This is a genomic window from Pseudoxanthomonas sp. USHLN014, from assembly GCF_037153335.1.
Lineage (GTDB): Bacteria > Pseudomonadota > Gammaproteobacteria > Xanthomonadales > Xanthomonadaceae > Pseudoxanthomonas_A > Pseudoxanthomonas_A winnipegensis.
On the sequence record NZ_JBBCKO010000013.1, the window covers coordinates 81,840 to 108,168 of the forward strand.

Here is a 26,329-nt window from a genome sequence, read left to right on the forward strand (position 1 = left end):
CGTTACGAACACTGTCTTGCATGTCTGACTCGTCTGCGTGGCCGCCGAAGCGGCCTGTTTCGGGAGAACGCGGAAACGCACCCGCGCAAGGCACCGCCGATGCGCGCACCAGGCGCGCACCGGCGGGTTTGGATCAGAAGCGGTAGGTGAGCTTGGCGTAGTAGCGCGCGCCGAAGTAACCGATCGGGCTGCCGCTGAAGCCGGCGTAGTTGCTGCTGGCGATGTACTCGTTGTTGCCGTTCTGGTAGTTGGCCACGTCGTAGTTCCACACCGCCGACGGGATCTTGTCGGGGTACTTGTTGAACACGTTGTCGCCGCCCACGCTCAGGGTCCAGCTGTCGGTGGGTTTGAAGCTCAGGTCGAAGCCGGTGGTGGCCATCGTGCCGAGCTTGAGCTTGTAGTACTCGCCGCTGCCCAGGGTGATCACGTCCAGCTGGTCGGCCAGGCTCTCATAGCCGGCCAGGCTGTTGACCTGGGTCTGCGGGCCGTAGATCGACTCGCGCAGGGTGAGGGTGAACTTCTGCCAGTTGAAGGTCGCCGCCAGGTTGACGCGGAACTTCGGGCTGGCGTGCTCGATGTCGTAGATGTTGGCTTCGGTGAACAGCGGGATGGTCTCGAAGCCCGGCACGCGGCCGGCCCGGGTCACCTCGGTCTTGTTGTAGTTGGCGGCCAGCAGCCAGTCGATCGAGCCCCAGGACATGTCGCTGGTGTAGTTGGTCACCCAGTCCACGCCCGTGGTCTTGGTATCCAGCACGTTGCTGAGGAAGCTCAGGTTGATGTTGGCGCGCGCGGTCTGGTCGAAGCTGCCGCCCGGCGCGGACGGGTCGTTGGCGTTGCTGATGAAGCCGCCGGCGACCAGGGCGTTGCCCAGGATCTGGTTGTAGTTGTCGTCCGGAACGCCGTCGCCGTCGGTGTCGGCCGGATCGGGCAGGTCGGCGTTCCAGCGGCCCGTGGTGCGGCCGGTGCGGGTGGCCGCCGACTGCGCCTGCGAATAGGCGAAGGAGCCCATGTAGGTGCGGTCGGAGATCTTGATCTGGTAGGCGTCCAGGGTCGAGGTCAGGTTGGGCAGCGGCGAGAACACCAGGCCCAGCGAGAAGTTCGTGCTGGTCTCCGGCTTCAGGCCGTTGCCGACCGAGGCGCCGGCCAGCGTGGCGGTCGCGCCGGTCGGGCTGACCTGGATGGCGGTGTAGTAGTTCTCACCCATGTTCGGCGCGCGGAAGCCGGTGCTGGCCGTACCGCGTATGGCGAAGGTGTCGGAGAAGTCGTAGCGGGTGGTGAACTTGCCGATCGCCTTGCTGCCGAAGTCGCTGTACTTCTCGTAGCGGCCGGCGATGTCCACCAGCCAGGCATCGACCGGGTACAGGATCACGTCGGCGAACACCGCCTGGCTGTGGCGCGAGTAGTCGCCGGCCGAGAGGGGGTTGTAGCCCGGGAAGGACGAGGCGCCGGCGCCGTAGTAGGAGGCCGGCTCGCCGGCTTCGATGCCGTAGCCGTCGCGGCGGTAGTTCAGGCCGGCGTTCAGGGTCAGCGGGCCGCCGCTCAGGCCGATGTCGAAGTCCTTGGTGACGCTGGCGTTGGTGTCCCACTGGGTGCTGTAGAAGGTGCCGTCGTAGAAGTTCTCCGGCGAGCTGCCGGTGGCCTGCCACAGCGAGAAGTTCATCGAGTTGACGGTGTAGACGTCCATCTCGTTGCGGCCGTACTCGGTCGAGATGTCCCACATCCAGCCGTCGGCGAAATCGCCCTTCAGGCCTGCAGTGATGTCGTAGTCCTTCTCCTCCGAGCGCTCGGACGGATTGAAGCCGTAGGCGTACTTGTGCTTGACCTCACCGGTGGTCGGATCGGTGTAGCCACCGTCCTGGGAGGGACGGCGATAGTTCTCCTCGGACTGGGCGGTCTTCTTGCCGTAGCTGCCGAAAGCGTAGAACTCCAGGCCGTCGCCGAAGTCGTAGCCGGCGTTGAACATGGCGATCTTGCGGTGAATCTCGGGCGGGTTCAGCCAGGCGTTGAGACCGGGGAAGCGCTTGTTGAGCAGCGCGCCCTGGTCGTTGGCCAGGCGGCTGAGCAGGTCCGAGCGACCGTTGGCGGTGGCATAGGCGCGGCACGCGTCCTGGTTGAGCAGGCAGTTGGCGTAGCTGGGGTTGGAGAAGCGGTAGACCGACTCGCGGTTCTCGGCCTCGACGCTGATGCTGACGAAACCGTTGTCGCCGCCCAGGCCGATGTTGCCGCCCCACGAATCGGTGCCGCCACCGCCGTCGGAATAGCCGGCATAGCCGGCGTTGAACTCGCCGCCGGAGGAGTTCTTCTTCAGGATGATGTTGATCACGCCGGCGATGGCGTCCGAGCCGTACAGCGCCGCGGCGCCGTCGGTCAGCACTTCGACATGGTCGATCGCGGACTGCGGGATGAAGGACAGGTCGGTCGCCATCTCGCCGCTGCCGGCCACGCCGAAGTTGGAGGTGACGTGGCGGCGCTTGCCGTTGACCAGTACCAGGGTGTGGTTGGCGGTCAGGCCGCGCATGGAGGCGGTCAGGGTCTGGCTGGCCATGTCGCCGCCGACCTGGGAGGCGTTGTACGAGGGCACCTGGTTGGCGATGGCGTTCATCAGGTCGGGCGCGGCGGTCTTGGACAGCGCCTCGGCGCTGACCAGCTGGATCGGCGCCGGGCTGTCGGTCACGGCCATGTTGGCCTTGCGCGTACCGGTGGAGATGACGCTGACGGCGTCCAGGGTCTTGGCCTGGGGCTCGGCCGGCGTCTCGTCGGCGGCGGGCGCCGCGGGCAGGTCGGCGGCGCTGGCCGCCTGGACCGCCAGGCCGAGCAACATGGCCGAGGACAGGCCACGCAGGCTCGCACGGGAGGGGGCGAGGGAAGCCGCGACGGCGACGGCGAGGGAATGGCGGGTGAAGCGACTGCGCATGACCTGTACTCCTTGCAAGGCGGAATAGGTAAAGCGAGGTGGGGGGGTGGGGCGCAGGGCGGCGCAACGGCCCCCTTGACCGTGCGGCGTGCGGGAAGGCGACGCCCTGCGTTGACACGAAGCTAACCTCAGCTGTCACCCCGGCCATCTCCCGTGACGGGTGAGTGGCGCCTTGGTGGGTAGGCCGGGACAGGAATTGGGACAACCTCGGCCCACCCGCCCGGAGGCGGCTATGCTCGGCAGCTCGCTCCGATCGGCCTGTTCATGTTGTCCACACCCCAACCCCGCTCCCGGCCACGCCCGTTCCGCCAGCCCAGGCTGGTGCTGTTCGATCTGGACGACGTGCTGGCGCGCTACGACCGCCGCCTGCGCCTGTGCGAGCTGGCGCGCCGCAGCGGCACCACGCCGGGCGCGGTGCAGGCGGCGCTGTTCGACTCGGGGCTGGAGCACGAGTCGGACGTCGGTCTGTGGCGGCCGGTGGACTATGCCGACGAGCTCTCGCGCCGCCTGGGGGCGCGGCTGACGCTGGAGGACTGCATCGCCGCGCGTGCGCTGGCCACGCCAGCCGATCCGGCGATGGTCGCGCTGGCCGGGGCGGTGTCACGGCAGGCGGCGGTGGCGATCTTCACCAACAACGGGCCGTTCCTGACGCTGCACCTGGGGCGCATCTGTCCGCCGCTGTTCCCGCTGTTCGCCGACCGGGTCGTGGGCGCGGGCGATGTCGGCATCGCCAAGCCTTCGCCGGAGGCCTACCTGCGTGCGCTCGCGCTGCTGGACGCGGCGCCGGCCGAGACGCTGTTCATCGACGACCGCGACGAGAACGTCAACGGCGCCCGCGCGGCGGGACTGGACGCGCTGGGCTTCTCGAGCGCCGCCGCCCTGCGGCGTGCACTGGCGCTGTACGGGCTGGAAACCGGCGCCTGAAAGAGCTCCTGCGCCCCTGTCCGCTCCCTGTGGGAGCAACTGTCTCCTCAAATCTCGCAGCGGCCTGCCTGTAGAGCGGGCTTGCTCCGCTGCTCTCGTTCGGTTCGTGGGGAAGGCCCCAGCGGAGCAAGCTCCGCTCTACATGTGGGAGCCGCCATGGCGGCGATGGGGGCTTTCCCGGCGAAACCTTTCGCCATTGATCAAACGACCACGGGGCCGGGGCTCACGCTGGGGTGTTGCTCACTTCGGAAGGGCAGCGGTTCGAGTCGGAAGGCTTCGGTTTGAGCCCCCTCCCTTGCGCGTAGCGCAGGGGAGGGATGGGGAGGGGTCGGGGCTTTACCGGGCAACCCACTGAAGCAAGAGCAAAAGCAAAAGCACCCCACCCCGGCCCTCCCCTTCGCCTGCGGCGAAAGGGAGGGGCAGAGCGCTTCGAGTTGGAAGGAGTCCTGTTCTGTACGCTCGCAGCGCCTCGACCCGGATAGGCGCGCGGAGGGATGGCCCGCGCGGCGAGTCGCCGTCGAGGGTGGACCGAGCCGAGGACCCGGGCCCGGCCGGGTCGAGGCTGGTCGGCGAAGTGGGATCAGCGACCTCGCACCGCGCGAAGCACCCAAAAGAAAAAAGCCGCCGGGACATCCCCAGCGGCTTCCGTGCTTGCGCAAGACGCGGCCGAGGCGGCCGCGCGGGCTTACTTGGCCTTGGCCGCGTCGGCCTCGGTGGTGATGTGCAGCTTGACCTCGTCGCTGACCATCGGCGCGTAGGCGCCGACGCCGAAGTCCGAACGCTTGACCGTGGCGGTGGCGTCGAAGCCGATCGACTGCACCTTCTTCATCGCGTGCTCGCCGGCCTTGTTCAGGGTCACGTCCAGCACGACGGGCTTGGTGATGCCCTTGATGGTCAGGTCGCCGGTCACCTTCAGCTTGTCCTTGCCGGTCGACTGGACCTTGGTGGACTTGAAGGTGGCGGTGGGGAACTTGGCGGCGTCGAAGAAATCCGAGCCGGCCAGGTGCTCGTTCAACTTGGGCACGAAGCTCTCCAGGCCCGACAGCGGCAGGGTCACCTGGACGCTGGAGGCGGCCACGTTGGCCGGATCGTAGGTCAGCGTGCCGTCGACGTTGCCGAAGTGGGCGCTGGGGTTGGAGAAGCCGAAGTGGTTCCAGGTGGCGATCACATCGGTGTGGCCCGGGTCGAGCTTGTAGGTGGTCGGGGCGGCGAAGGCCGGGGCGACCAGGGCCGACAGGGCGGCGGCGAGCAGGAACTTGCGCATGCGAGGAACTCCTTGGTGGTGTGGCGCTAAGGGAACAGCGGTGGCGTTGGAGCCGGGTGAATCGCAAACGACCGCGGCATCAGACGATGCGCGCGGCCTCGTCGAAGGACAGCCGGGGCAGGCGCGGATGCAGCGCGGACGCATCGCCATAGCCCAGGTTGACCAGAAAGCTGGCGCGCAGCGAGGTGCCGGCGAAGAAGGCTTCGTCGGCCTTGGCCGCGTCGAAGCCGGACATCGGGCCGGCATCCAGGCCCAGCGCGCGGGCGGCCAGGATCAGGTAGGCGCCCTGCAGTACGGCGCTGAGCAGGGCCGGCTCGCGGCGGGCCTCCTGCGGGCCGTCGAACCAGGCCTTGGCATCGGTGTGCGGGTAGAGCTTGGGCAGGTGTTCGTGGAAATCCAGGTCGTAGGCCACGATCACCGTCACCGGCGCGGCCATGGTCTTGTCCACGTTGCCCGGAGCGAGCGAGGGCTTGAGCTTGGCCTTGGCCTCGAGGGAGCGGACGAAGACGAAGCGCGCCGGGGTGCTGTTGGCGCCGGTCGGGCCCCACTTGAGCAGGTCGTAGAGCGCATGCAGCGTCTGATCGGTGACCGGCTCGTCGGTGAAGGCGCTATAGGTGCGCGCGCTGCGGAACAGCTGATCCAGCGCGGCGGCATCGAGGGACTGCGACATCGGAACCACTCCGTCAGAGCAAGGGGGTACGTACGCCGAACCAGCGCGACGACCGGGCGCAGTGTAGGGTGCGACCACCCCGGCGACACCAAGGGGACCCGCAACGGATTGTTTTGGGTTGCAACACCAATCCCCTCCTGACAGCTTTGTCGGTTTCGTCGAACGTTGCCCATGACGCCCGCGCGCACCTGGACTCTCACCAATGGCCATGCCGGCAACGTGCGCCAGGCCGAGGCGCTGGCGCGGGCCTTGCGGCTGCCCGCGCAGGCCTGGACGCTGCAGCCGCGCGCGCCGTGGAAAGCGCTCGCGCCGCGCTGGCTGCCGGGCGCGGACCAGGCGTTCGGGCCGGGCTTCGCCCAGGCGCTGGCGGCGCCACCGCGGCTGGCGATCGGCTGCGGGCGCCAGGCGGCGCTGGCCACGCGGCTGCTGCGGGCGCGCGGCGCACAGGCCGTGCAGATCCTGGATCCGCGCCTCGCGCCGCGGCACTGGGACCTGGTGATCGCCCCGGAACACGACGGCCTGCGCGCGGCCAATGTGCTGACCTTGCTGGGCAGCCTGCATCCGGTCGATGACGCCTGGCTGGCGCAGGCGCGCGCGGACTTCCCTGCCCTGGGCGCCCTGCCCGGCCCGCGGACCGCGCTGCTGGTCGGCGGGCCCAGCGCGCATGCGCGGCTGGAAGCGGAGGATCTCGCCACGATCACCGCCGCGCTCGATGCCGCGCTGCGCGCGCACGGCGGCACGGTGATGGCCACCGTGTCGCGGCGCACGCCGCCGGCGCTGGTGGAGGCGCTGCGCCGCCACTACGTCGGCACGCCGCACCTGGTGTGGACCGGCGCGCAGGACGGGCCCAACCCCTACCCTGGCCTGCTCGCCTTTGCCGACCGCATCGTCTGCACCGCAGACTCGGTCAACATGCTGTCCGAGGCCTGCGCCACGTCTGCGCCGGTGTTCGTGCATGCGCCGCAGCGCGTGCGCGGCCGGCCGGCGCAGTTCATCGCCGCCCTGCAGGCGCGCGGGCGCATCGCCGCGCTGGACGCGGGGCTTGCGCCGTTTGCCGTCACCCCGCTGCGCGAGACCGCGCGGATCGCGGCGCTGGTGCGCGAGCGGTTGGGTGGGTGGGATGAGGCGGGCGCTCAGTAACGCGAGCAACTGCTTCCTCAAATCTCGCGGCGGCCTGCCCGTAGCGCGGAGCTTGTGGCGATCCCCTTGGGGGGGATTCTGCTGCGCTTCGTTCGGTTCGTGGGGAAGGCCCCAGCGGAGCGAGCTCCGCTCTACAGGTGGGAGCCGCCCTTGTGGCCTTTTCGGCCAATGGCGGCGATAGGGCTCTACCGGTAAAGCCCGATCGCCGCCATGGCGGCTCCCACAAAAGAAGCGAACCTTTGCGCGTGCCTCAGCAGCCGCTGCGTTCTGCGGCGGCGACTGAGCCGCTTCGCTCAGGCCAGGTCGGGCAAGTTGGGGCGCGCGCACTCAACCCGGCCGTCGTTCCCGCGAATGCGGGAACCCAGGGACTTTCGCGCGGAACGACACAGGCACTGGACTGTCGGACATGCGTCCGCCGAACAGCCATTCGCGCGTGCGCGGGATGACCGAGTCTTTGGGCTTTCAGACCTCCTTCCCTGGGGCGAACGCCAAGCCATGCGCCCGACAGGCCGCCGTCACCGCCTGCCGCGCGTGCTCCAGCGCCGGCGTCGGCGCGGTCAGGCGCGGGCGGCGGTCCAGCGTGCACGACAGCCCGGCGGCGAGCAGGGTCGCGTGCGCGTCCAGCAGCGCCATGCGCTCGCCGGCCTCAAGCAGCCCGGCCTCGGCCAGCGCGGCGATCAGGTCGCGGGTGTTGCGGGGGGCCAGCACGGCCGGGTGCGCGGCGGCATGTTCGAGCACGCGCGCCTGCAGCAGGAATTCCAGATCCACCAGGCCGCCGGCACCCTGCTTCAGGTCGAAGCGCCCCGGCGCACTGCGATCCAGCTCGGCGCGCATGCGGCCGCGCATGTGCACCACGTCCTGTTGCAGCGCCTCCGCTTCGCGCGCCCGGCCCAGCGTCTCGGCGCGGATGCGTTCGAAAGCCTCGAGCAGCGCGGCATCGCCGACCACCGGCCGCGCACGCACCAGCGCCTGATGTTCCCAGGTCCAGGCGCGCTGGCGCTGGTAGTCCTCGTAGCTGGTGCGCGAGGTCACCAGCAGGCCCTTGGCGCCGTCCGGGCGCAGGCGCACGTCCACCGCGTAGAGGCGGCCGGCGCCGGTCATGGTTTCCAGCAGCGCGACGACCTTCTGCGCCACGCGTGCGTAGTAGCGCCCCGGCTCCAGCGCGCGGGCGCCGCCCGCGTGCGCGGAAACAGGCGCGGAGACCGCATCGGCCGGCGCGTCGTAGAGGAACACCAGGTCCAGGTCCGAGCCGAAGCCCATCTCCAGCCCGCCCAGGCTGCCATAGCCGATCAGCCCGAACTGGCCGCCGGCGACCCGGCCGTGCGCCGCCTCGACCGCGGCCCGCGCCATCGCCAACACCTGCACGCACACCGCATCGGCCAGCCAGGCCAGCTGCCGCGCCGAATCCTGCGGCGGCTGGCGCGCGTCCAGCGCCGCCAGCGCGATGCGGAAACTGAAGGCCAGGCGCGTCTCGTTGAGCCGGCGCAGCGCCTGTTCGGGGTCGGCGTGCTGGCCCGCGGCCGCGCAGGCGGCCTGCATCGCGGCGCGATCCGGCAAGGGACCGGCGGCGCGCGCGTCGAGCAGTTCGTCGAGCAGCAGCGGGTACTGGGCCACGCGCTCGGCCAGCCAGGCACTGCGCGCGACCACATCGACCAGGCGCGCCAGCGCGCTGGGCACCTCGTCCAGCAGCGCCAGATAGCTGGTGCGGCGCAGGATCGACTGCAGCAGCGCCAGGCAGCGCTGCAGGGCGGCATCGGGCAGGTCGGAAGCCGCCGCGGCCTGCAGCATGGCCGGCAGCACGCGCTCCAGCCGCGTGCGCGCGCTGTCGGACAGATGCGCCACGCCCGGCGAGGCGAGGAAGTCCTGCAGCCGCGACGCCGACTGCGCGGCATCGGCGAAGCCGGCATCCTCCAGCGCCTGGCTCGCATTGGCGCCATCGAGCATGCGCTGGAACGGCGCCAGCGCCGCGCCGTCCTCGGCGTCCTCGGGCGCGGCCATCAGCGGCGCGAAGGCCGCGCTCACCACCGCGCGCTGCGCGGCCAGGGCGGCGCGCAGCGCGTCGCCGTCCGCATGGCCCAGCCCGCGCGCGATGCGCAGCGTGTCCTGCGCGTTGTCCGGCAACACATGGGTCTGCGCATCGCGCAGCATCTGCAGGCGGTTCTCCAGTACGCGCAGGAAGCGGTAGGCCTCGCCCAGCGCCGCGCCGGTCTCCGGCGCGAGCAGGCGCGCCTGCACCAGCGCCTGCAGCGCCGCGCGCAGGCCGCGCTGGCGCAGGCGCGCATCGCGGCCGCCGTGCACCAGCTGCAGCGCCTGGGCCAGGAACTCGATCTCGCGGATGCCGCCCGGCCCGCGCTTGATGTCGTCGGCCAGCTCGCGACGCGCGACCTCGGCGGTGATCATCGCCTTCATCGCGCGCAGGCCATCGAGCGCGGTGAAGTCCAGGTAGCGCCGGTACACGAACGGCTGCAGGGTGCGCAGCCAGGCCTCGCCGGCGGCGATGTCGCCGGCCACCGCGCGCGCCTTGAGCCAGGCGTAGCGCTCCCAGTCGCGGCCTTCGGTCTGGAAGTAGCGATCCATCGCCGCGAACGACAGCGCCACCCGCCCGGCGCTGCCGTACGGCCGCAGGCGCAGGTCGACGCGGTGGCTGAAGCCCTCGGCGGTGGTCTCGTCCAGCAGCCGCGCCAGCCGCTGCCCCAGGCGGGAGAAGTACTCCTCGGCCGCCAGCGTCCGCGGCTTCCCCGCCTGGGCGGAGACAGGCTCGGACTCGCCGCCGCCGGCGAAGGCGTAGACCAGGTCGATGTCCGAGGAGAAGTTCAGCTCGCCACCGCCGAGCTTGCCCAGGCCGAAGACCACCAGCCGCACCAGCTGGCCCTGGGCATCGCGCACCACGCCGTGGCGCTGGGCGAACTCGTCCTCCAGCGCGTCCAGCGCGGCATGCAGACAGGCCTCGGCCAGGGCCGTGCTGCCGGCCAGGATCTCGTCGACATCGGCGCCCTCGACCACGTCGCGCCAGATCAGCCGGGTGGATTCGGCCGCGCGGAAGCGGCGCAGCAGCGCCGGCCACTGCGCGGCCGGTGCCTGCCGCAGGTCCGGCGGCGCGAAGGCAGTGGCCGCATCGTCGAGCAGCTCCTCCAGCAGCGCCGGCTGCCGGCACAGCGTGTCGATGGCGAAGTCGCTGACCAGCGCAAGTTGGCCCACGCTGGCAACGGTCAGCGGCTCGGCCAGCATGCTTTCCAGCGTCGCATCCGTTGCCCGCAACCGGCGCAACGCCTTCTCTGTGAGCTCTGGCAGACTGATCATCGGCGGCAAGTGTGCATCAGCCGCTGCCAGGACGTTTCATCAAAAGGATTCGCATGCACGACAACCCCTATGCCGCACCGCGAGCCCAGGTGCGCTCCCCTGCGGACGATCCGACTCCGCCACGTTCAGGCAAGCAACTTGTGCTGGATGTGCTACGCGGCCTGCGCTACTTCCTAATACGAGGCATTCCCGCAGCGGCGGTGAGCATGTGCCTGTTCATGATGACAGGTAACGCGTTTGACGATCGCGACTGGGGACCTGTCATCCAACTGGAGCCTTCCGCATTCGGCCCTTCTGCCCTCGCCGGCGCAACGGCCTACCTCCCTGCGGGCTTGTGCGCAGGCGTCTTGGCGGGCCTGTTGCGACCAAGCCTGCGTCGGAGCAGGAGCCAACATGCAATATTTTCAGCGGCGGTGTGCCTGCCTATCGGGCTGCTGGAATGGATGCTGTTCTCCGTGTCTTCTACTGCTTCGCTCGGCGTCTGGCTGCACCTGCTCTTCGTGGCCCCACTCGTGCCGATCCCTCTGCTGCTTTGGCTATTCGCCCGCCCGCAGCGCCCCAGGCAGCGCATCGGCTCGGCTTAGCACCAGCCCGAACTGCGCGGCGATCTTTTCCAGTAGCACCGCCTTGACCGCCTCCATCGAGGACGGGCCGCCCAGGTCGGACAGGGCCACGGTCTGCAGGCCCTCGTAGCCGCAGGGATTGATGCGGTGGAACGGCTCCAGGTCCATGGCGATGTTGAAGCTCAGGCCGTGGAAGGTGCAGCCACGGCGCACGCGGATGCCCAGCGCGCCGATCTTGGCGCCGGCCACGTACACGCCGGGCGCACCGTCCTTGCGCTCGGCATCGATGTTCCATTCGGCGCAGGTGTCGATGATCGCCTGCTCGATGCGGCATACGTAGTCGCGCACGCCGATCTTCAGCCGCTTCAGGTCCAGCAGCGGGTAGAGCACGATCTGGCCCGGCCCGTGGTAGGTCACCTGGCCGCCGCGGTCCACGTGCAGCACCGGGATGTCGCCCGGCGCCAGCACGTGCTCGGGCTTGCCGGCCTGGCCCAGGGTGAACACCGGTTCGTGCTCGACCAGCCACAGCGCGTCGGGCGTGGTCTCGTCGCGCGCGTCGGTGAAGGCCTGCATCGCGCGCCAGACCGGTTCGTAGGGCTGGCGACCCAGCTCGTACACGCTGGCCGGCAGCGGCGCGCGCGCGGCGATGGCCGCATCGCCCTGCGGCGAGGGACAGGCCGCGGCTAGAGCGTCCACTTCACTTCCGGATGGCCACGCAAGGCCCGGTGGGCCGCGTCGTACTGCTCGCGCGAGTCGGCGCGGAAGGCGATGCGCACCGAGACGTACTTGCCATTGGCCGAGTGCTTCCAGCTCACGCGCTCTTCGAGCACGTCCACGCCGGCGCCGGCCAGCAGGCGCGGCAGTTCGCGCTCCAGTTCAATGCCGGCCCGGCCCATGGCGCTGAGCTCGAAGGTGCCGGGAAACTGGAAGCCGTGTTCGGGATTGTCCGAGGTGATGTCCATCGGCGGATTATCGGGTCGGACCCGCGCAAACCCAAGTCCGCCGCGGCCCGGACGCGAAGAAGCCGGCTTGCGCCGGCTTCCCCGTTCCAACATGCGGTCTCATCGTCGTGCCCACGAACGCGGGACGCTCAGACAAAGGCGCCCAGCTCACACGTTTGCAGGCGCCTCGGGTCTGGTCAGACCGATTCCCACCACATCCAGAACGCATCCCACAGCCGGCGGAAGAAGCCACCCTCCTCGACCGCATTGACCGCCACCAGCGGCGCCTGGGCGATGACCTTGCCATCCAGGCTGACCTTGACGGTGCCGATCTGCTGACCCTGCTTGATCGGCGCCACCAGCTGCTTGGGCACGTCCATCGACGGCTTGAGCTGCTCGTAACGCCCGCGCGGCACGGTCACCAGCAGCGGCGCGGCGACGCCCAACTGCACCTGGCGCTGGTCGCCCTTCCACACCTTCTGCGTGGCCAGCACCTTGCCCGGCTCATACAGGCGATGGGTCTCGTAGAAGCGGAAGCCCCAGTTGAGCAGGGCCAGCGAGTCCTCGGCGCGCTGCTTCTCCGACACATCGCCCATGATCACGGTGATCAGGCGCTGATCGCCGCGCTTGGCCGAATTCATGATGCAGTAGCCGGCCTGCGAGGTATGCCCGGTCTTGATGCCGTCCACGCTCGGGTCGCGCCACAGCAGCAGGTTGCGGTTGGGCTGGGTGATGCCGTTGACCGTCAGTTCCTTGATGCTGTTGTAGGCGTAGGTGTCCGGGTAGTCGCGGATCAGCGCGCGGCCCAGCAGGGCCATGTCGTAGGCGCTGGAGTAGTGGCCGTCGGCGGCCAGGCCGTGGACGTCGACGAAGTGGGTGTCCTTCATGCCGATGCGCTGGGCGTAGGCGTTCATCAGCTCGACGAAGGCCTCTGCGCTGCCGGCGGTGTGCTCGGCCAGGGCGATGGCCGCGTCGTTGCCCGACTGCACCACCATGCCCTTTTCCATGTCCTCCAGACGCGCGGTCTGGTTGACCGGGAAGCCGCTGTAGCTGCCGTCGGTGCCGGCGCCGCCCTCGCGCCAGGCGCGCTCGCTCATCATGACCTGGTCGTCGCGGGTGATCTTGCCGGCCTTCAGCTCGGCGGCGAGCACATAGGAGGTCATCACCTTGGTCATGCTGGCCGGGGCCAGATGCTCATGGATGTTGTTGCCGGCCAGCACCTGGCCGCTGGCCGCGTCCATCACGATCCAGGCCTTGGCCACGGCCGGCGCCGGCGCGTCGGGGATCTTGATGTCCGGCGGCGGCGCGGTGACGGCGTCGGAGGGCGGCGGCGTCTGGGCGATGGCCGCGCCGAAGGCGACGGTCGCCAGGGCGGCGAAGGCGAAACGGAACTTCATGGAAGACTTACCTTTGCAAAAGCGAAGACGAAGGAGAGACGCCGGCCGCGACCCGCGCGGCGGCGTGCGGGTCACTCGCGCACGACCTGCGGCCGCGCGAAGCCCAGCCCGGCGATGCGCGCGGCCAGGGCGTCGGCCCCGTCATTGTCCGCTGCGCCGACCCGCACGCGCCACAGGGTCCGACCGCCGGCGATGACATCGCTCAGCGTCGCGGTAGGAATGCCGGCCGCCACCAGCCGGGCCAGGGCGCGCTCGGCATTGTCGCGGCTGGCGAAACTGGCGACCTGCAGCAGCACGGCCATGGCCGACTGGCCATAGGTGCCGTTGCCGGCGCTGGCGGCCGAGGCGACCGGCCGGGCCGGCGCTGGCGCCGGGCGTGCGGCAGGCGCCGCCTCGGCCGCGCCCTTGCCGGCAGCGACGGGCGTCGCCACGGCGACCGCGGTCGCCGGCGCGGGTGCCGGGGCACCGGGCTTGCCGGTGGCCACGTGCACGCCCTGGCTCTTCATCCAGGCCTCGAAGCGGTCCGCGCTGGCCGGCTTCTTGGTATTGGGAATGGTGTAGTAGCGCAGCGAGGGATCGCTCGGCGCCGCCTTGGTGTCCGTCGGGGCGGCGGCGGCCACAGCGGCGGCAGGCACCGGCTGTGCCGCGACCGCCGCGGTCCGCGACGCGGCCGGCAGGCCGCCGACCAGCTGATCCATGGCCGAGGGCCTGACCGCGGCCGGCTTGCCGGTGGCGATGGTGGTGGGCACGCCGGTCGCCACGGTGGTGGCCACCGGCCGGCGCACGGTGTTGCGGCTGGCCAGCAGCGCCGGCAGCTTGGGATCGTCCGGATGCAGTGCCTTGACCTCGACCCGGCCCGTGCCGCGCCCGGTGATGCCCAGCTTGACCGCCGCGGCGTAGCTCAGATCGATCACGCGGCCATCGTGGAACGGCCCGCGGTCGTTGATGCGCACGATCACGTTCTTGCCGTTGTCCAGGTTGGTCACCAGGGCGAAGCTGGGCAGCGGCAGCGTCTTGTGCGCGGCGGTGAACTGGTACATGTCGTAGACCTCGTGGTTGGAGGTCTTGCGGCCATGGAACTTCTGCCCGTAGTACGAGGCCAGGCCGGTCTCTTCGTAATCGGCGGCGGTGTCGAGCACCGTGTAGTTCTTGCCCAGCACGCTGTAGGGCGACTTGTTGCCGTAGTCCGACAGCGGCTCGGCGGCGATAGTCGGCTCGGCGATGCAGTCCACGTCGGGGACTTCGGTGGGCGTGCTGTCCGACACGCCGGGTTTGTACAGCCCGCCGGCGGTGTAGTCGCCGCGCGTGGACGGGTCCTCGACCGCCGGGGCGTAACGCCCCAGGCAGCCGGCGGCGACCGCGGCCGGGGCCTTCTCGCCCTTGGGAACGATGATGGTGGCCTCGCCTGGCTTGGCGCCCTTGCTGCGCGGCGCGCTGCTGCATGCCGCCAGGGTCGCCACCAGCCCCAGGAGCAGCCAGGTTTTCATGCCGGCGGCAGCGGGCGGCCGGCGATCGCTTCTGAAAGTTGCCATACGGCCATCGCGTACATTTTGGAGTTGTTGTATCGGGTAATGGCGTAGTAGTTGCGGAAGCCCAGCCAGTACTGCGGGCCGCTGCTGGTGGACAGGGTCACCGGCGTGGCGGTCTCGCCGGCCGGCACCGGCGCCAGCGGGGTGTAGCCGCGCGTGGCCAGCTCGCCCAGCGTCCAGGTCGGGGTCCAGTCGTCGGGGTTGAACTCCACCGCGTCGGGCGCCAGCCTGGCCTGCACGGCCACCGGGCCGCCGCGTTCCCAGCCGTAGGCGCCGCCCTTCTTGACGAAGTAGTTGGCCACCGAGGCGAAGACATCGTCCAGGTCGGTCAGCAGGTCGATGCGGCCATCGCCGTCGCCGTCCACACCGAAGTCGCGATAGCTGGAAGGCATGAACTGCCCCAGCCCCATCGCCCCGGCATAGCTGCCGGTGAGCGTGGACAGGTCCAGCCGCTGCTCCTTGGCCAGGGCGAACAGCTGCGCCAGCTCATCGCGGAAGAACAGCTCGCGGCGCGCCTCGTACTGGGCGCGGTCGGGATTGCCGCTGCGCGGATAGCGGAAGGCCAGCGTGTAGAGCGCATCGATCACCGGCGTCTTGCCGGTGTAGCCGCCATAGCTGGTCTCCACGCCGAGGATGGCCACGATGATCTCGGCCGGCACGCCGGTGCGCTGCTCGACGCGGCTGAGCTGGGCGCGATGCTCGGCCAGGAAGGCCTGCCCGGCGCTGATGCGCGAGGCGGTGATGAAACGCGGCCGGTATTCGTTCCAGCCGATGGTGCGCTCGGCCGGCTTGGACATCAGCTTGATCGTGTCCTCGCGCCAGTTGGCGCGGGCCAGCGTGGCCTCGATGAAGGCCGGATCCAGGCCGAAGCGCGCGGCGGTGTCGCGGATGAAGTTGGCCCGCGCCACCTCGAAGGGAACCGGGGTCAGGTCCACCGGCGCCGCATCGGCACGGCGCTCGACCGAGGTCTCCGCCGGCACGGAACCGGTCGGCGCCGGCACGGGACGCGGCTGCGGAGCGGTCTGTTTCGGCGGGGTCGAAGGCCTTGGCTGGGTCGCACAGGCGACCAGGCCGAGCGTGAACAGGCAGGCAAGTGCGCGTCGGATCATCGGCGCCGAGATTAGCACGCGATAACGGGAAATGAACCCTGTCGCGTCAGTCACTTGCCCGATTTTGTTCATGTGTCGTCGCGGGATTGCGACGGACATCGAGGGCCTGCGATCGGTGCCCAGGCAGGCGCTAGCGATTCACCGGCCGGTGCGAGCGCACCGCCATCACCAGGCCCAGTCCGGCCAGCAGCGATACCGCCGAGGTGCCGCCGTAGCTCATCAGCGGCATCGGCACGCCCACTACCGGCAGCAGGCCGGAGATCATGCCGCCGTTGACCAGCACGTAGACGAAGAACGCCAGCCCCAGCGAGCCGGCCAGCACGCGCGAATAGGTGTCGCGCGCCTGCATGGCGATCCACAGGCAGCGCCCGACGATCACCAGATACAGCGTCAGCAGCGTGGCCACGCCGATCCAGCCGAACTCCTCGCTCAGCACCGAGAAGGCGAAGTCGGTGGTCTGCTCGGGGATGAAGTTCAGATGCGACTGGCTGCCCAGGCCCCAGCCCTTGCCGGTCAGGCCGCCCGAGCCGATGGCGATCTTGGACTGGATGATGTTCCAGCCCGCGCCCAGCGCATCGCTCTCGGGATTGAGGAACATCATGATGCGGTCCTTCTGATAGGGCCGCAGCAGGAAGAACCAGGCCAGCGGCGCGGCGCTGGCCACGCCGGCCACGCCGATGCCGACCCACCACCACGGCAGCCCGGCCAGCAGCAGCGCGAACGCGCCGGAGGCGGCGATCAGCACGCCGGTGCCGAAGTCCGGCTGCAGCATGATCAGCCCGGTGGGAATGCCGATGATCGCCGCGGCGATCAGCACGGTGGTGAAGCGCGGCGGCAACGGCACGCGGTACAGGTACCAGGCCACCATCATCGGCATGGTGATCTTGAGCAGTTCGGCCGGCTGCAGGTAGAACACCTTCAGGTCCAGCCACTGGCGCCCGTACTTGCCGGTGCCCAGCACGAACACCGCCAGCAGCGGCAGCATGGACAGCGCGTAGATCAGCGGCGTCCAGGCGCGCAGGCGCGGCATCTGCACGCGCGAGAGCGCCCACATCGCACCGGCGCCGATGACGAAGCGCATGCCCTGGGCGATCACCAGATGGGTGCCGCCGGTGGCGCCGCCGGCGCTCTTCATCACCGCCAGGCCGAAGCACATCACGCCGGCCAGGGCCAGGCACAGCACCCAGTCCAGGCTGCGCGCGAAGCGCCAGACCAGATCGCCCAGGTAGCGCAGCAGGCCGGTCATGGCGCGGCCTGCGGTTCGCGCGGCGCCTCGGCCGGCACCGGCGCGGCGGTCGGGGCCGGCGGCGGGGTCGGTCCGGGCGCGCCCGGGATCTCGGACGGGGCCGGCGGCGCGGCGCCGGTGTCGGTGCCGTCCTCGGGCACGACGATGTCCGGCGCGTCCGGCGTGTCGCCCGGCATCTTGCCCAGCAGCCAGGCGTCGAAGATCTTGCGCGCGATCGGCGCGGCGGTGCTGGCGCCGTAGCCGCCGCCCTCCACCGCGATGGCCAAGGCGATGGTCGGCGCCTGGGCGGGGGCGAAGCCCTCGAACAGCGAGCGGTGACGCAGGTGCATGGGCAGGCTGCGCGGATCGACCGCGGCCAGTCCCTTGCGGCTGACCACCTGCGCGGTGCCGGTCTTGCCGGCCATCTGGTACGGCGCGCCGACGGCGATGGCATAGCCGCTGCCGCCCGGACGCATGGTGTCCATCATGCCCTCGCGCACCCACTGCAGATTGTCCGGGCGATCGCTGATCGGCTTGGTCGGGCCGGGCGCGATCGGCTGCCAGGGCTGGTCGAAGCCGTTGCGCGTGTCCATCACCAGGCGCGGGGTGCGCAGCTGGCCGTCGGCCACGCCGGAGATGGCGCGCACCAGCTGCAGCGGGGTGACCTTCCAGTCGCCCTGGCCGATGGCGATGTTGACCGTATCGCCGGGATACCAGGCCTCCTTGCGGCTCTTCATCTTGTAGGCCGGCGACGGCACGATGCCGCCGATCTCGCCGGCCAGGTCGATGCCGGTAGGCGCACCGAAGCCGTACTTGGTCATGTACGCGTCGACCTGGGTGATGCCCATGTCCACGGCGAGCTTGTAGTAGTAGGTGTTGACCGACTGGGCGATGGACTTGCGCAGGTCGGTCCAGCCATGGCCGCCGCGGTGCGAGTCGCCCCAGCCCCGGCTGACGCCGGGCAGGTAGAACATGCCGGTGGACAGGATCTTGTCCTGCGGCCGGCGCGTGCCGCTGTCCAGCCCGGCCAGGCCCATCAGCGGCTTGATGGTCGAGCCCGGCGCCACGCCGCCCAGCACCAGCCGGTTGAACTGCGGGCGCGAGGGGTTCTCGTTGAGCGCCTTGAAGTCGCGGGTGGAGATGCCGTTGACGAACAGGTTGGTGTCGTAGCTGGGCAGGCTGACCATGCCCAGGATCTGCCCGGTGCGCGGGTCCATCGCCACGGCCGCGCCCTCGTATTGGCCGAAGGCCTCGGTCATGGCCTGCTGCAGCTTGATGTCGATGGACAGCTTCAGGTCGGTGCCGGCCTGGGCCGGCACGCGCCCGACCACGCCCAGGGCGCGGCCTTCCACGTTGGTCTCGACCTTCTCGTAGCCGACCTTGCCGCGCAGCTGCTGCTCGTAATAGCGCTCCAGGCCGGTCTTGCCGACATGGGTCAGCGCAGAATTGCCTTCACCGAGCTGCGCCAGGTCGGCCTCGTCCACGCGCCCGACATAGCCGATGACGTGCGCCAGCAGCGGTCCGTAGGGGTAATGGCGCGTCAGGTAAGGCACCACCTCCACGCCCGGGAAGCGCCAGCGGTCCACCGCCAGCGCGGCGATCTCCTCCTCGCTCAGCTTGGGCTTGATGGTGATGCCGCGAAACCCGCGGCTGACCTTGCGCACGGCCAGGAAGTGCTTGACCTCCTCCGGATCCAGCGCCACCACCTTGCCCAGCGCATCCAGCCACTCGTCCGGATCGCCGGCCTGGTCGGGCACCACGTCCAGGCGGAAGGCCGGGATGTTCTCAGCCAGCAGCACGCCGTTGCGGTCGTAGATGCTGCCGCGCGCGGGCACCACCGGGCGCAGCTTGATGCGGTTGGCCTCCGAGCGCGTGGCGTACTCGGCGTGATCGAGCACCTGCAGCTTGAAGTACCACGCGCCCAGCCCGGCCAGGCAGACGAACACGCCCAGGAAGCCCAGCGCCGCGCGCCGGCGGAACTGGTCGGCCTCGGCATGGGCGTTCTTGAGCGGGCGGCGACGCGACATGGTCAGGGCTGCCCGCTTAGGAACGCCGGCCCAGGCGCAGCGCGTCGAGCAGCACGAACACCGGCGGCCACAGCGCCATGCCGATCAGCGGCGCCCACCAGTAGGCCCAGGGCAGCAGCGGCTCGCCGATGGCCAGATGGATCGCACTGGCGACGATGCGGTCGTTGAGCAGCAGCCCGCCTAGCGCCAGCGCCTGCTGGGAGAGCGGGAAGAAGCGCAGCCGCGCGCGGAAGCGCTGCAGGATGAAGGCCATCACCACCAGCCGCAGCGCCTGTTCGCCGAGCAAGCCACCGAAGCTGATGTCGGCGATCAGCCCGACCACGAACACGAAGCCCAGCCCGACCCGCTCGGGTTCCTCGATCACCCAGTAAGCCAGCACCAGCGCCAGCCAGTACGGCCGCAACGGCTGCAGCAGCGGCGGCAGCGGCAGCAGGGCCAGCAGCAGCGCCACCAGCACGCTCACCGGCAGCACCCAGCCCTTGCGCTGGCGGCTCATGGGCGGGGCTCCTGCGCAGAGGCGGGGGCCGGGCTCGGGGAGCGTGAACCGGCAGCCGGGGCAGAAGCGGACGCGCCGGGAGTTGGGGTTGCGGGCTGGGCGCTAGGTGCCGGGCGAGGCGCGGAAGCGGCAGATGCCGAGGGCTGCGAAAGTGTCGCGCCTGCCACGCCACCGCCGTCGTTCCTGCCGCTGGCCTTGCCGTTGCCTTTCGCCGGCTCCTGGCCCCCGGCCTCCGGTCCCTCGCCTGGCATCCCGACATTGGGGACCGCCGGCACCGCCGCGGCGGCCTTGAGCAGCAGCACATTGCGCCCGCGGTCCAGGTGCGCGGCCGGACGCAGCTCGCCGACCAGGAAGGTGCGGCTGTCGTCGGCGTGCAGGTCGGCCACGGTGCCGACCGGGAAGCCGGGCGGGAAGCGCCCGCCCAGTCCGGAGGTCACCACCACGTCGCCGTCCTTGATGTCGGCGTTGAGCGGCACGTTGACCAGCTGCAGCTGGTCGCTGCGGCCATTGCCGGAGGCCAGCAGGCGCACGCCGCTGCGCTGGACCATCACCGGCACGGCGTGGTCCGGGTCGGTCAGCAGCAGCACGGTGGAATAGGTCGGCACCACCTGCACGATCTGGCCGAGCAGGCCGCCGGCGTCGATCACCGGCTGGCCCACGTGCACGCCGTCGCGGCTGCCGGCGTCGATCACCAGGCGCTGCCGGGTCGGGTCCAGGTCGATGTTGAGCACCGCGGCCAGCTGCACGTCCAGGCCGCGGTTGCCGGCCGCGCCCAGCAGGGCGCGCAGCTGGGCGTTGTCGGCCACCGCCGCGCTCAGCCGGGTCAGGCGCGCGTTGGAGATCAGCAGCTCGTCGCGCAGGCGGCGGTTTTCCTCGGTCAGCTGGCCCAGCGTGGCCGCGTCGTCCTGCAGACGCGCGCCCAGCTTGCCGGGCAGCCCGGCCACCCACCACAGCGGTTGCGCGGCCAAGCCCAGCTGCTGCCTGGCCTGGGCCAGCCAGCCGCCGCGGTGGTCCAGGATCACCAGCGCCACGCCCAGCGCCAGGTACGCCAGCAGCCGCAGGGAGCTGGCGATCTCGCCCGGACGGGGGGCTACGGGAGGGCCGGCGTAGGAAGGCATGAACTCGGCAGGGGCCAGGGGTCGGAGGCCAGGGATCAGGAAACAGCGGACGCGGGCAGCACCGACGGCGCGCGCACGGGAGACGGACGATCAGGCGCCTTGCACTGGCCGCTGGCCCCTGGACTCCGCTCCCTGCGCTGCTCTCATTCCGGCGCGAAGAACTCGTTGCCGTGCATGTCCACCAGCTCCAGCGCGCGGCCGCCGCCGCGGGCCACGCAGGTCAGCGGATCGTCGGCGACCTGCACGTGCAGGCCGGTTTCCTCGGAAATCAGCTTGTCCAGGTCGCGCAGCAGGGCGCCGCCGCCGGTCAGCACGATGCCGCGCTCGGCCACGTCGGCGCACAGCTCCGGCGGGGTCTGCTCCAGGGCCAGCTTGACCGCGCTGACGATGCCCGACAGCGGCTCGTGCAGGGCCTCGAGGACCTCGTTGGAGTTGATCCGGATCATCTTGGGCACGCCCTCGGCCAGGTTGCGGCCGGAGATCTCCATCTCCTCCACCACCGGCGGCGGATAGGCGCAGCCCAGTTCGACCTTGATCCGCTCGGCGGTGGCCTCGCCGATCAGCATGCCGTGGTTGCGGCGCACGTAGTTGGTGATCGACTCGTCGAACTTGTCGCCGCCGATGCGCACCGACTGCGAGTAGACGATGCCGTTGAGCGAGATCACCGCCACCTCGGTAGTGCCGCCGCCGATGTCGATGACCATCGAGCCGCGCGCCTCGGTCACCGGCAGGCCGGCGCCGATCGCCGCGGCCATCGGTTCCTCGATCAGGTAGACGTCGCGGGCGCCGGCCTCTTCGGCCGATTCCTTGATCGCGCGGCGCTCGACCTGGGTGCTGCCGGCCGGCACGCACACCAGCACGCGCGGCGAGGGGCGCAGCACGCGCGACTTGTGCACCTTCTTGATGAAGTACTTGAGCATCGCCTCGGTGTAGGTGAAGTCGGCGATGACGCCGTCCTTCATCGGGCGGATGGTGGTGATGTGGCCGGGGGTGCGGCCCAGCATCTGCTTGGCCTCCGAGCCGACCGCGGCGACCGAGCGGGTGCCGCCGATGGCGCGGTCCTGGCGCACGGCGACCACCGAGGGTTCGTTGAGCACGATGCCCTGGCCGCGCACGTAGATCAGGGTATTGGCCGTGCCCAGGTCGATGGACAGGTCGTTGGAGAACATGCCGCGCAGCTTTTTGAACATCGGGGGACCAGATCCTTCGAAAGAAGTGCGAATGCCCTGCGCCGCTGGCGAAAAAATGGGCAAAAAAGGGGTCGGCTAGCCTAGCAATCCCCCCTGCGCCATACAAGGAAAATCGCTGGCTGAACAAGGCCCTCGGCCACCTTCGGCGGGTCGGCCGCCGCACGCGCGTCTGGCCCTGCCCGGCCCCAGACGATACCCTTGTCGCCGTTTGCCGCCCCGGTCGGGTCGGTTCCTCTTATCCCGAGCCTGCCGCGTGCGACCCGCGCCGGCCGGCCGCGCAACGCCAGCCAGACACGAGCCAATGTCCGCACTGATCTGTGGTTCCCTCGCCTACGACACCATCATGGTGTTTCCGGACCAGTTCAAGAACCACATCCTGCCGGACAAGGTGCACATCCTGAATGTGTCCTTCCTGGTCCCGCGCATGCGCCGCGAGTTCGGCGGCTGCGCCGGCAACATCGCCTACAACCTGCATCTGCTGGGCGGCAAGCCGCTGCCGATGGGCACGGTGGGCCAGGACTTCGGGCCGTACCGGGAGCATTTCGAGTCGCTCGGCATCGATCTGTCCTGTGTGAAGGTGATCGATGAGCTGTTCACGCCCCAGGCCTTCATCACCACCGATCACGACAACAACCAGATCACCGCCTTCCATCCGGGGGCGATGATGCGGTCCTACGAAAACCACGTGAAGGATGTGTCCGGGGTGACCATCGGGCTGGTCGGGCCGGACGGGCGCGAGGGCATGCTGCAGAACTCGCAGGAGTTCGCCGAAGGCGGGATCCGCTTCATCTTCGATCCGGGCCAGGCGATGCCGCTGTTCAACGGCGAGGAGCTGCGCACCTTCATCGAGCAGGCCAACTACGTGGTCGTCAACGATTACGAGTCCAATCTGCTGCAGGAGCGCACCGGCTGGAACGAGCAGGACATCGTCTCGCGGGTGGAGGCCTACATCACCACGCAGGGCCCCAAGGGGGCGCTGGTGCATACGCCGGGCAAGACCTACGACATTCCGCCGGCGCACGAGCGCCGGGTGGTGGACCCGACCGGCTGCGGCGATGCGTTCCGCGCGGGGCTGATCTTCGGCATCGAGCGTGGCTGCGACTGGCTGACCATCGGCCGCATGGGCAACCTGATGGGCGCGCTCAAGGTCGAGCATCCGGGCACGCAGAACCAGCGTTTCGACTTCGACGAGTTCAACGACCAGTTCAAGCAGCAGTTCGGCTACGCGCTGTAGGGGCTGCGCTGGTCGCGGCCTGGGTGTGAAGGGGCGGCCTTTGGGCCGCCCTTTGTTTTGGTTCTTCCTTCGGCTTGGGGATCGCGGCGGTTGAGAGCGCTCTGGCTTCGGAAGGGGCAGCGGGCCGGCGGGCGGGGGCCGCTTATCCCTCAATCAGGGCATCCTGCCCTGATTCGGGCGCTCGGCTCCTGCCTCGCTAGGCGCGGCCCCTGCCCGCCGGCCCGCTGCCTCTCGCGTCAGGTTAAGGGGCTTCGGTTTGAGCCCCCTCGCTTGCGCGTAGCGCAGGGGAGGGGTCGGGGCTTTACCGGTTAAGCCACCGAAGCAAGAGCAAAAGCACCCCACCCCGGCCCTCCCCTTCGCCTGCGGCGAAAGGGAGGGGGCAGAGCGCGTACACGGACTTCGCACCGCCTCGACCGAGAACCCCCTTTTTGTCAGGACGTTACAGATTCGTGCGACGGCGTCCTAAAAAGACCGGTCCGCGCGTTATGTTCTCTCGCAACTTTCGGCCACACCTGGATTCCATGACCCGCTCCCCCTCCGTGCGCATGAATGCGCTGGCCAACTATCTGGGGCAGGGTGTCTCGACGCTGGTCGGCATCGTGTTCGTGCCGTTCTATCTGAAGTACCTGGGGGCCGAGGCCTATGGCCTGGTCGGGTTCTTCGTGGTGCTGCAGCTGTGGCTGGGGCTGCTGGACGTGGGGCTGTCGCCGATGCTCAACCGCGAGGTGGCGCGTGCGCGCGCCACGGCGGAGGGCTTCACGGACTTCCGCCGGATCCTGCGCAGCGTCGAGCTGATCTTCGCCGGCATCGCACTGGTGACCGGGCTGGGTATGAGTGCGGCCAGTCCGCTGATCGGTGCGCACTGGTTCAAGGTGCAGACGCTGGACCCGGGCCAGGTCAGTCTGTGCGTGGCGCTGATGGGCTGGATGATCGGCCTGCGCTTCTTCGCCTCGATCTACCGCACCGCGCTCAACGGCATGGAGGCGCAGGTCTCGCTCAACGCCATCAACATCGTGCTGGCGCTGGTCAAGGCGCTGGGGTCGCTGGCGGTGCTGAAGTTCGTCAGCCCCACGCCGCTGGCGTTCTTCCTGTTCCAGCTGGTGGTGGCCGTGGTCGAGCCGCTGGTGCTGGCATGGCGCAGCTACCAGGTGTTCCCGGCCACGGCCATGCGCATCGGCCTGCGCTTCGCCCGGGCGCCGCTGGTGGCCGCCCTGCCCTTCGGCCTGAGCGTGGCCTATACCTCGGTGCTGTGGATGCTGCTGTCGCAGCTGGACCGACTGCTGCTGTCCGGCCTGCTGCCGTTGACCGACTACGGCTATTTCTCGCTGGTCACCGCGCTGTGCGGGGCGGTGATCCTGGCGGCCTCGCCGATCAGCAGTGCGCTGATCCCGCGCCTGACGTATCTGCACTCGCGCGGTGAGATCGGGCCGCTGGTGCGCCTGTACCGCAGCGCCACCCAGCTCACCGGGGTGGTGATGATTCCGCTGACCGGCATGGTGGCGGTCTTCGGCCAGGAGCTCATGTACGCCTGGACCGGCAACCTGGCCGCGGCGCAGTGGGCCGCGCCGATCCTGTTCTGGTACATGGTCGGCATCGCGTTCCTGACCTTCACCTCCTACCAGTACTACCTGCAGTACGCCTTCGGCGACCTGCGCCTGAACCTGCGGGTGAGCACGGTGCAGGCCGTGCTGGGGGCGCCGCTGATCGCCTGGTCGGCCTACCGCTACGGGGCGATGGGCACGGCGCTGTCCACCTGTGCCGTGCAGGTGGTGACCTTTGTGGCCTACCCGCCGGTGGTGCAGCGGCGGCTGGTGCCGGGCCTCTATGGCGCCTGGATGCGCCAGGATCTGCTGCCGATCGCCGCCTGTGCGCTGGTGACGCTGGCCGTGCTGTACGGGCTCGGGCGGCACTGGGTCATGGGCCTGGGCCGGCTGGAGATCTTCCTGGCGCTGAGCGCGATGGGCCTGTGCGTGATGGCCGCCGCGGCGCTGGGCAGTTCGGTCCTGCGCGCGCATCTGATTCGCAAACCCCTCCCCCACGCATAGGCAGCCCTCCCCCATGGCCCCTCTGGTTTCGATCGTCATTCCCGCCTACCGCGCGGCCGAGTTCATCGGCCGTGCGGTGGCCTCGGTACAGCAGCAGACGCTGCAGGACTTCGAGATTCTCATCGTCGACGACGCCTCGGGCGACGACACGCTGGCCACGGCTCAGGCGTTGGCCGCGCAGGACGCGCGCATCCGGGTCTTCACGCAGGCGCGCAACGGGGGCGTGGCGGTGGCGCGCAACACGGGCATCGATCAGGCGCGCGGGCGCTATCTCGCGTTCCTGGATGCCGACGATGCGCTGCTGCCGGAGCGGCTGGAGCGGCTGGTCGCGCTGGCCGATGCGCAGGCGCTGGACGTGGTCGGCGACAACCAGTGGCTGCGCGATGTGCATCTGGATCGCAACGTCGGGGTGATGGCGTTCAATCCGGGAGACGCGCCGATGCGGCTGGATGCGGCGACGTTCCTGCGCAACTCCGACAACGTGCCCAAGGTGCGCGAGATCCTGTCGGGGCGGATCGCCGCCTATTTTCCGGTGATCAAGCCGATCGTGCGCCGCGAGTTCCTGCAGGCGCATGCGCTGCGCTACGACCCGGCCTGCAAGATCGGGGAGGACTTCGATCTGCACATCCGCTGTCTGCTGGAAGGCGCCAGCGTGGTCATCGTGCCGGAGGCGTACTACGTGTACACCCTGCCGTACAGCGAGGTGTCCAGGACGCGCTCGCCGCATTCGCGCACGGTGATGAATCTGCAGCCGGTGCTGCGCAACGTGGACCATCTGCTGCACGCCTATCGCGATCGTCTGTCGCCCGAGCTGCGGCGGGCGCTGGCGCGCTGCAAGCAGGGGGCGCAGGGGCTGCAGCAGTTCGAACAGATCAAGGCCGATCTCTACGGGGGCCGCGCCGCGGCGGTGCTGGACCTGGCCACCACGCCGCGGCTGTGGGGTTACGCGGCGCGCTCGACCTCGATCAAGCTGCGCAACCTGTCGTCGCGGTTGGCTTCTTGAGCGGCAGCGACGGGGCGAACTAACCGCGCTTCTCGCTTTCGGTGGACCAGGTGGCGTCGGCACTTCGACTTCGGAAGGGCAGCGGTCCGGCGGGCGGGGGCCGCTTATCCCTCAATCAGGGCATCCTGCCCTGATTCGGGCGCTCGGCTCCTGCCTCGCTAGGCGCGGCCCCCGCCCGCCCGCCCACAGCCACGCGCCTCAAGTTGAAGGGCGTCGGGTTGAGCCCCCACCCGTGCGCGA

19 protein-coding genes and 1 pseudogene are annotated in these 26,329 nt (G+C 69.9%); 6 read left to right on the top strand and 14 right to left on the bottom strand.

Annotation, left to right across the window (positions count from 1 at the left end):
• Positions 1 to 133: 133 nt before the first annotated feature.
• Complete coding sequence (locus tag WFQ05_RS18790) at positions 134 to 2,914, bottom strand: TonB-dependent receptor (RefSeq protein WP_130530866.1); 2,781 nt, start codon at positions 2,912 to 2,914, stop codon at positions 134 to 136.
• Between the two features lie 264 nt (positions 2,915 to 3,178).
• On the opposite strand from WFQ05_RS18790, the gene WFQ05_RS18795 reads away from it, so the two are divergent.
• A complete protein-coding gene (locus WFQ05_RS18795; protein ID WP_337054903.1) occupies positions 3,179 to 3,838 on the top strand; it encodes an HAD-IA family hydrolase in 660 nt (219 codons plus the stop codon).
• A 685-nt stretch (positions 3,839 to 4,523) separates the two neighbouring features.
• On the opposite strand, the gene WFQ05_RS18800 is transcribed toward WFQ05_RS18795, so the two are convergent.
• Entirely contained in the window at positions 4,524 to 5,102 is a 579-nt protein-coding gene (locus tag WFQ05_RS18800; RefSeq protein ID WP_130515646.1) for a YceI family protein, read from the bottom strand.
• A 79-nt stretch (positions 5,103 to 5,181) separates the two neighbouring features.
• Positions 5,182 to 5,772 carry a malonic semialdehyde reductase gene (locus WFQ05_RS18805; protein WP_337054904.1) on the bottom strand — a complete coding sequence of 197 codons (591 nt, stop codon included), beginning with the start codon at positions 5,770 to 5,772 and terminating at the stop codon, positions 5,182 to 5,184.
• Between the two features lie 171 nt (positions 5,773 to 5,943).
• Between WFQ05_RS18805 and WFQ05_RS18810 the strand changes: the two genes are divergently transcribed.
• Entirely contained in the window at positions 5,944 to 6,912 is a 969-nt protein-coding gene (locus WFQ05_RS18810) for a mitochondrial fission ELM1 family protein (RefSeq protein ID WP_337054906.1), read from the top strand.
• A 462-nt stretch (positions 6,913 to 7,374) separates the two neighbouring features.
• On the opposite strand, the gene glnE is transcribed toward WFQ05_RS18810, so the two are convergent.
• Complete coding sequence (gene glnE, locus WFQ05_RS18815) at positions 7,375 to 10,140, bottom strand: bifunctional [glutamate--ammonia ligase]-adenylyl-L-tyrosine phosphorylase/[glutamate--ammonia-ligase] adenylyltransferase (RefSeq protein WP_337054915.1); 2,766 nt, start codon at positions 10,138 to 10,140, stop codon at positions 7,375 to 7,377.
• Positions 10,141 to 10,265: 125 nt separating this feature from the next.
• Between glnE and WFQ05_RS18820 the strand changes: the two genes are divergently transcribed.
• A complete protein-coding gene (locus tag WFQ05_RS18820) occupies positions 10,266 to 10,796 on the top strand; it encodes a hypothetical protein (protein ID WP_337054907.1) in 531 nt (176 codons plus the stop codon).
• On the opposite strand, the gene lipB is transcribed toward WFQ05_RS18820, so the two are convergent.
• The 10 genes and pseudogenes from lipB to WFQ05_RS18870 form a co-directional block, all read right to left on the bottom strand.
• The gene (gene lipB, locus WFQ05_RS18825) at positions 10,749 to 11,471 is read right to left on the bottom strand and encodes a lipoyl(octanoyl) transferase LipB (protein WP_130530852.1); all 723 of its coding nucleotides are present in this window, start codon (positions 11,469 to 11,471) and stop codon (positions 10,749 to 10,751) included. The two genes, WFQ05_RS18820 and lipB, sit on opposite strands and share 48 nt — an antisense overlap.
• Positions 11,459 to 11,737: a DUF493 family protein gene (locus WFQ05_RS18830; protein ID WP_130515636.1), complete on the bottom strand. Its 279-nt coding sequence runs from the start codon at positions 11,735 to 11,737 to the stop codon at positions 11,459 to 11,461. Before WFQ05_RS18830 ends, lipB begins: the two co-directional genes overlap by 13 nt.
• Positions 11,738 to 11,913: 176 nt before the next feature.
• Entirely contained in the window at positions 11,914 to 13,113 is a 1,200-nt protein-coding gene (locus WFQ05_RS18835) for a D-alanyl-D-alanine carboxypeptidase family protein (RefSeq protein ID WP_130523248.1), read from the bottom strand.
• A gap of 71 nt (positions 13,114 to 13,184) precedes the next feature.
• Complete coding sequence (locus WFQ05_RS18840) at positions 13,185 to 14,600, bottom strand: septal ring lytic transglycosylase RlpA family protein (RefSeq protein WP_235871531.1); 1,416 nt, start codon at positions 14,598 to 14,600, stop codon at positions 13,185 to 13,187.
• The gene (gene mltB, locus WFQ05_RS18845; RefSeq protein WP_337054908.1) at positions 14,597 to 15,751 is read right to left on the bottom strand and encodes a lytic murein transglycosylase B; all 1,155 of its coding nucleotides are present in this window, start codon (positions 15,749 to 15,751) and stop codon (positions 14,597 to 14,599) included. The genes WFQ05_RS18840 and mltB overlap by 4 nt, the downstream gene beginning before the upstream one ends.
• A 130-nt stretch (positions 15,752 to 15,881) precedes the next feature.
• Positions 15,882 to 16,997, bottom strand: a complete 1,116-nt coding sequence (gene rodA, locus WFQ05_RS18850) for a rod shape-determining protein RodA (protein WP_130530844.1) — start codon at positions 16,995 to 16,997, stop codon at positions 15,882 to 15,884.
• A 170-nt stretch (positions 16,998 to 17,167) separates the two neighbouring features.
• Positions 17,168 to 19,003: pseudogene (gene mrdA / locus WFQ05_RS18855) on the bottom strand (penicillin-binding protein 2); the annotation flags it as partial.
• Between the two features lie 16 nt (positions 19,004 to 19,019).
• Complete coding sequence (mreD, locus tag WFQ05_RS18860; protein ID WP_130515623.1) at positions 19,020 to 19,499, bottom strand: rod shape-determining protein MreD; 480 nt, start codon at positions 19,497 to 19,499, stop codon at positions 19,020 to 19,022.
• Positions 19,496 to 20,617, bottom strand: coding sequence for a rod shape-determining protein MreC (gene mreC / locus WFQ05_RS18865; protein ID WP_337054909.1), 1,122 nt, complete (start codon positions 20,615 to 20,617; stop codon positions 19,496 to 19,498). Before mreC ends, mreD begins: the two co-directional genes overlap by 4 nt.
• A 143-nt stretch (positions 20,618 to 20,760) precedes the next feature.
• Entirely contained in the window at positions 20,761 to 21,807 is a 1,047-nt protein-coding gene (locus WFQ05_RS18870) for a rod shape-determining protein (protein WP_130515619.1), read from the bottom strand.
• 301 nt (positions 21,808 to 22,108) lie between these two features.
• Between WFQ05_RS18870 and WFQ05_RS18875 the strand changes: the two genes are divergently transcribed.
• From WFQ05_RS18875 to WFQ05_RS18885, 3 genes are all read left to right on the top strand, one after another.
• On the top strand, positions 22,109 to 23,041 hold the full coding sequence (locus tag WFQ05_RS18875; protein ID WP_337054911.1) for a carbohydrate kinase family protein: 933 nt from the start codon (positions 22,109 to 22,111) through the stop codon (positions 23,039 to 23,041).
• Between the two features lie 521 nt (positions 23,042 to 23,562).
• The gene (locus WFQ05_RS18880; RefSeq protein WP_337054912.1) at positions 23,563 to 25,086 is read left to right on the top strand and encodes an oligosaccharide flippase family protein; all 1,524 of its coding nucleotides are present in this window, start codon (positions 23,563 to 23,565) and stop codon (positions 25,084 to 25,086) included.
• Between the two features lie 13 nt (positions 25,087 to 25,099).
• The gene (locus WFQ05_RS18885) at positions 25,100 to 26,089 is read left to right on the top strand and encodes a glycosyltransferase family 2 protein (RefSeq protein ID WP_130515612.1); all 990 of its coding nucleotides are present in this window, start codon (positions 25,100 to 25,102) and stop codon (positions 26,087 to 26,089) included.
• Positions 26,090 to 26,329 lie beyond the last annotated feature (240 nt).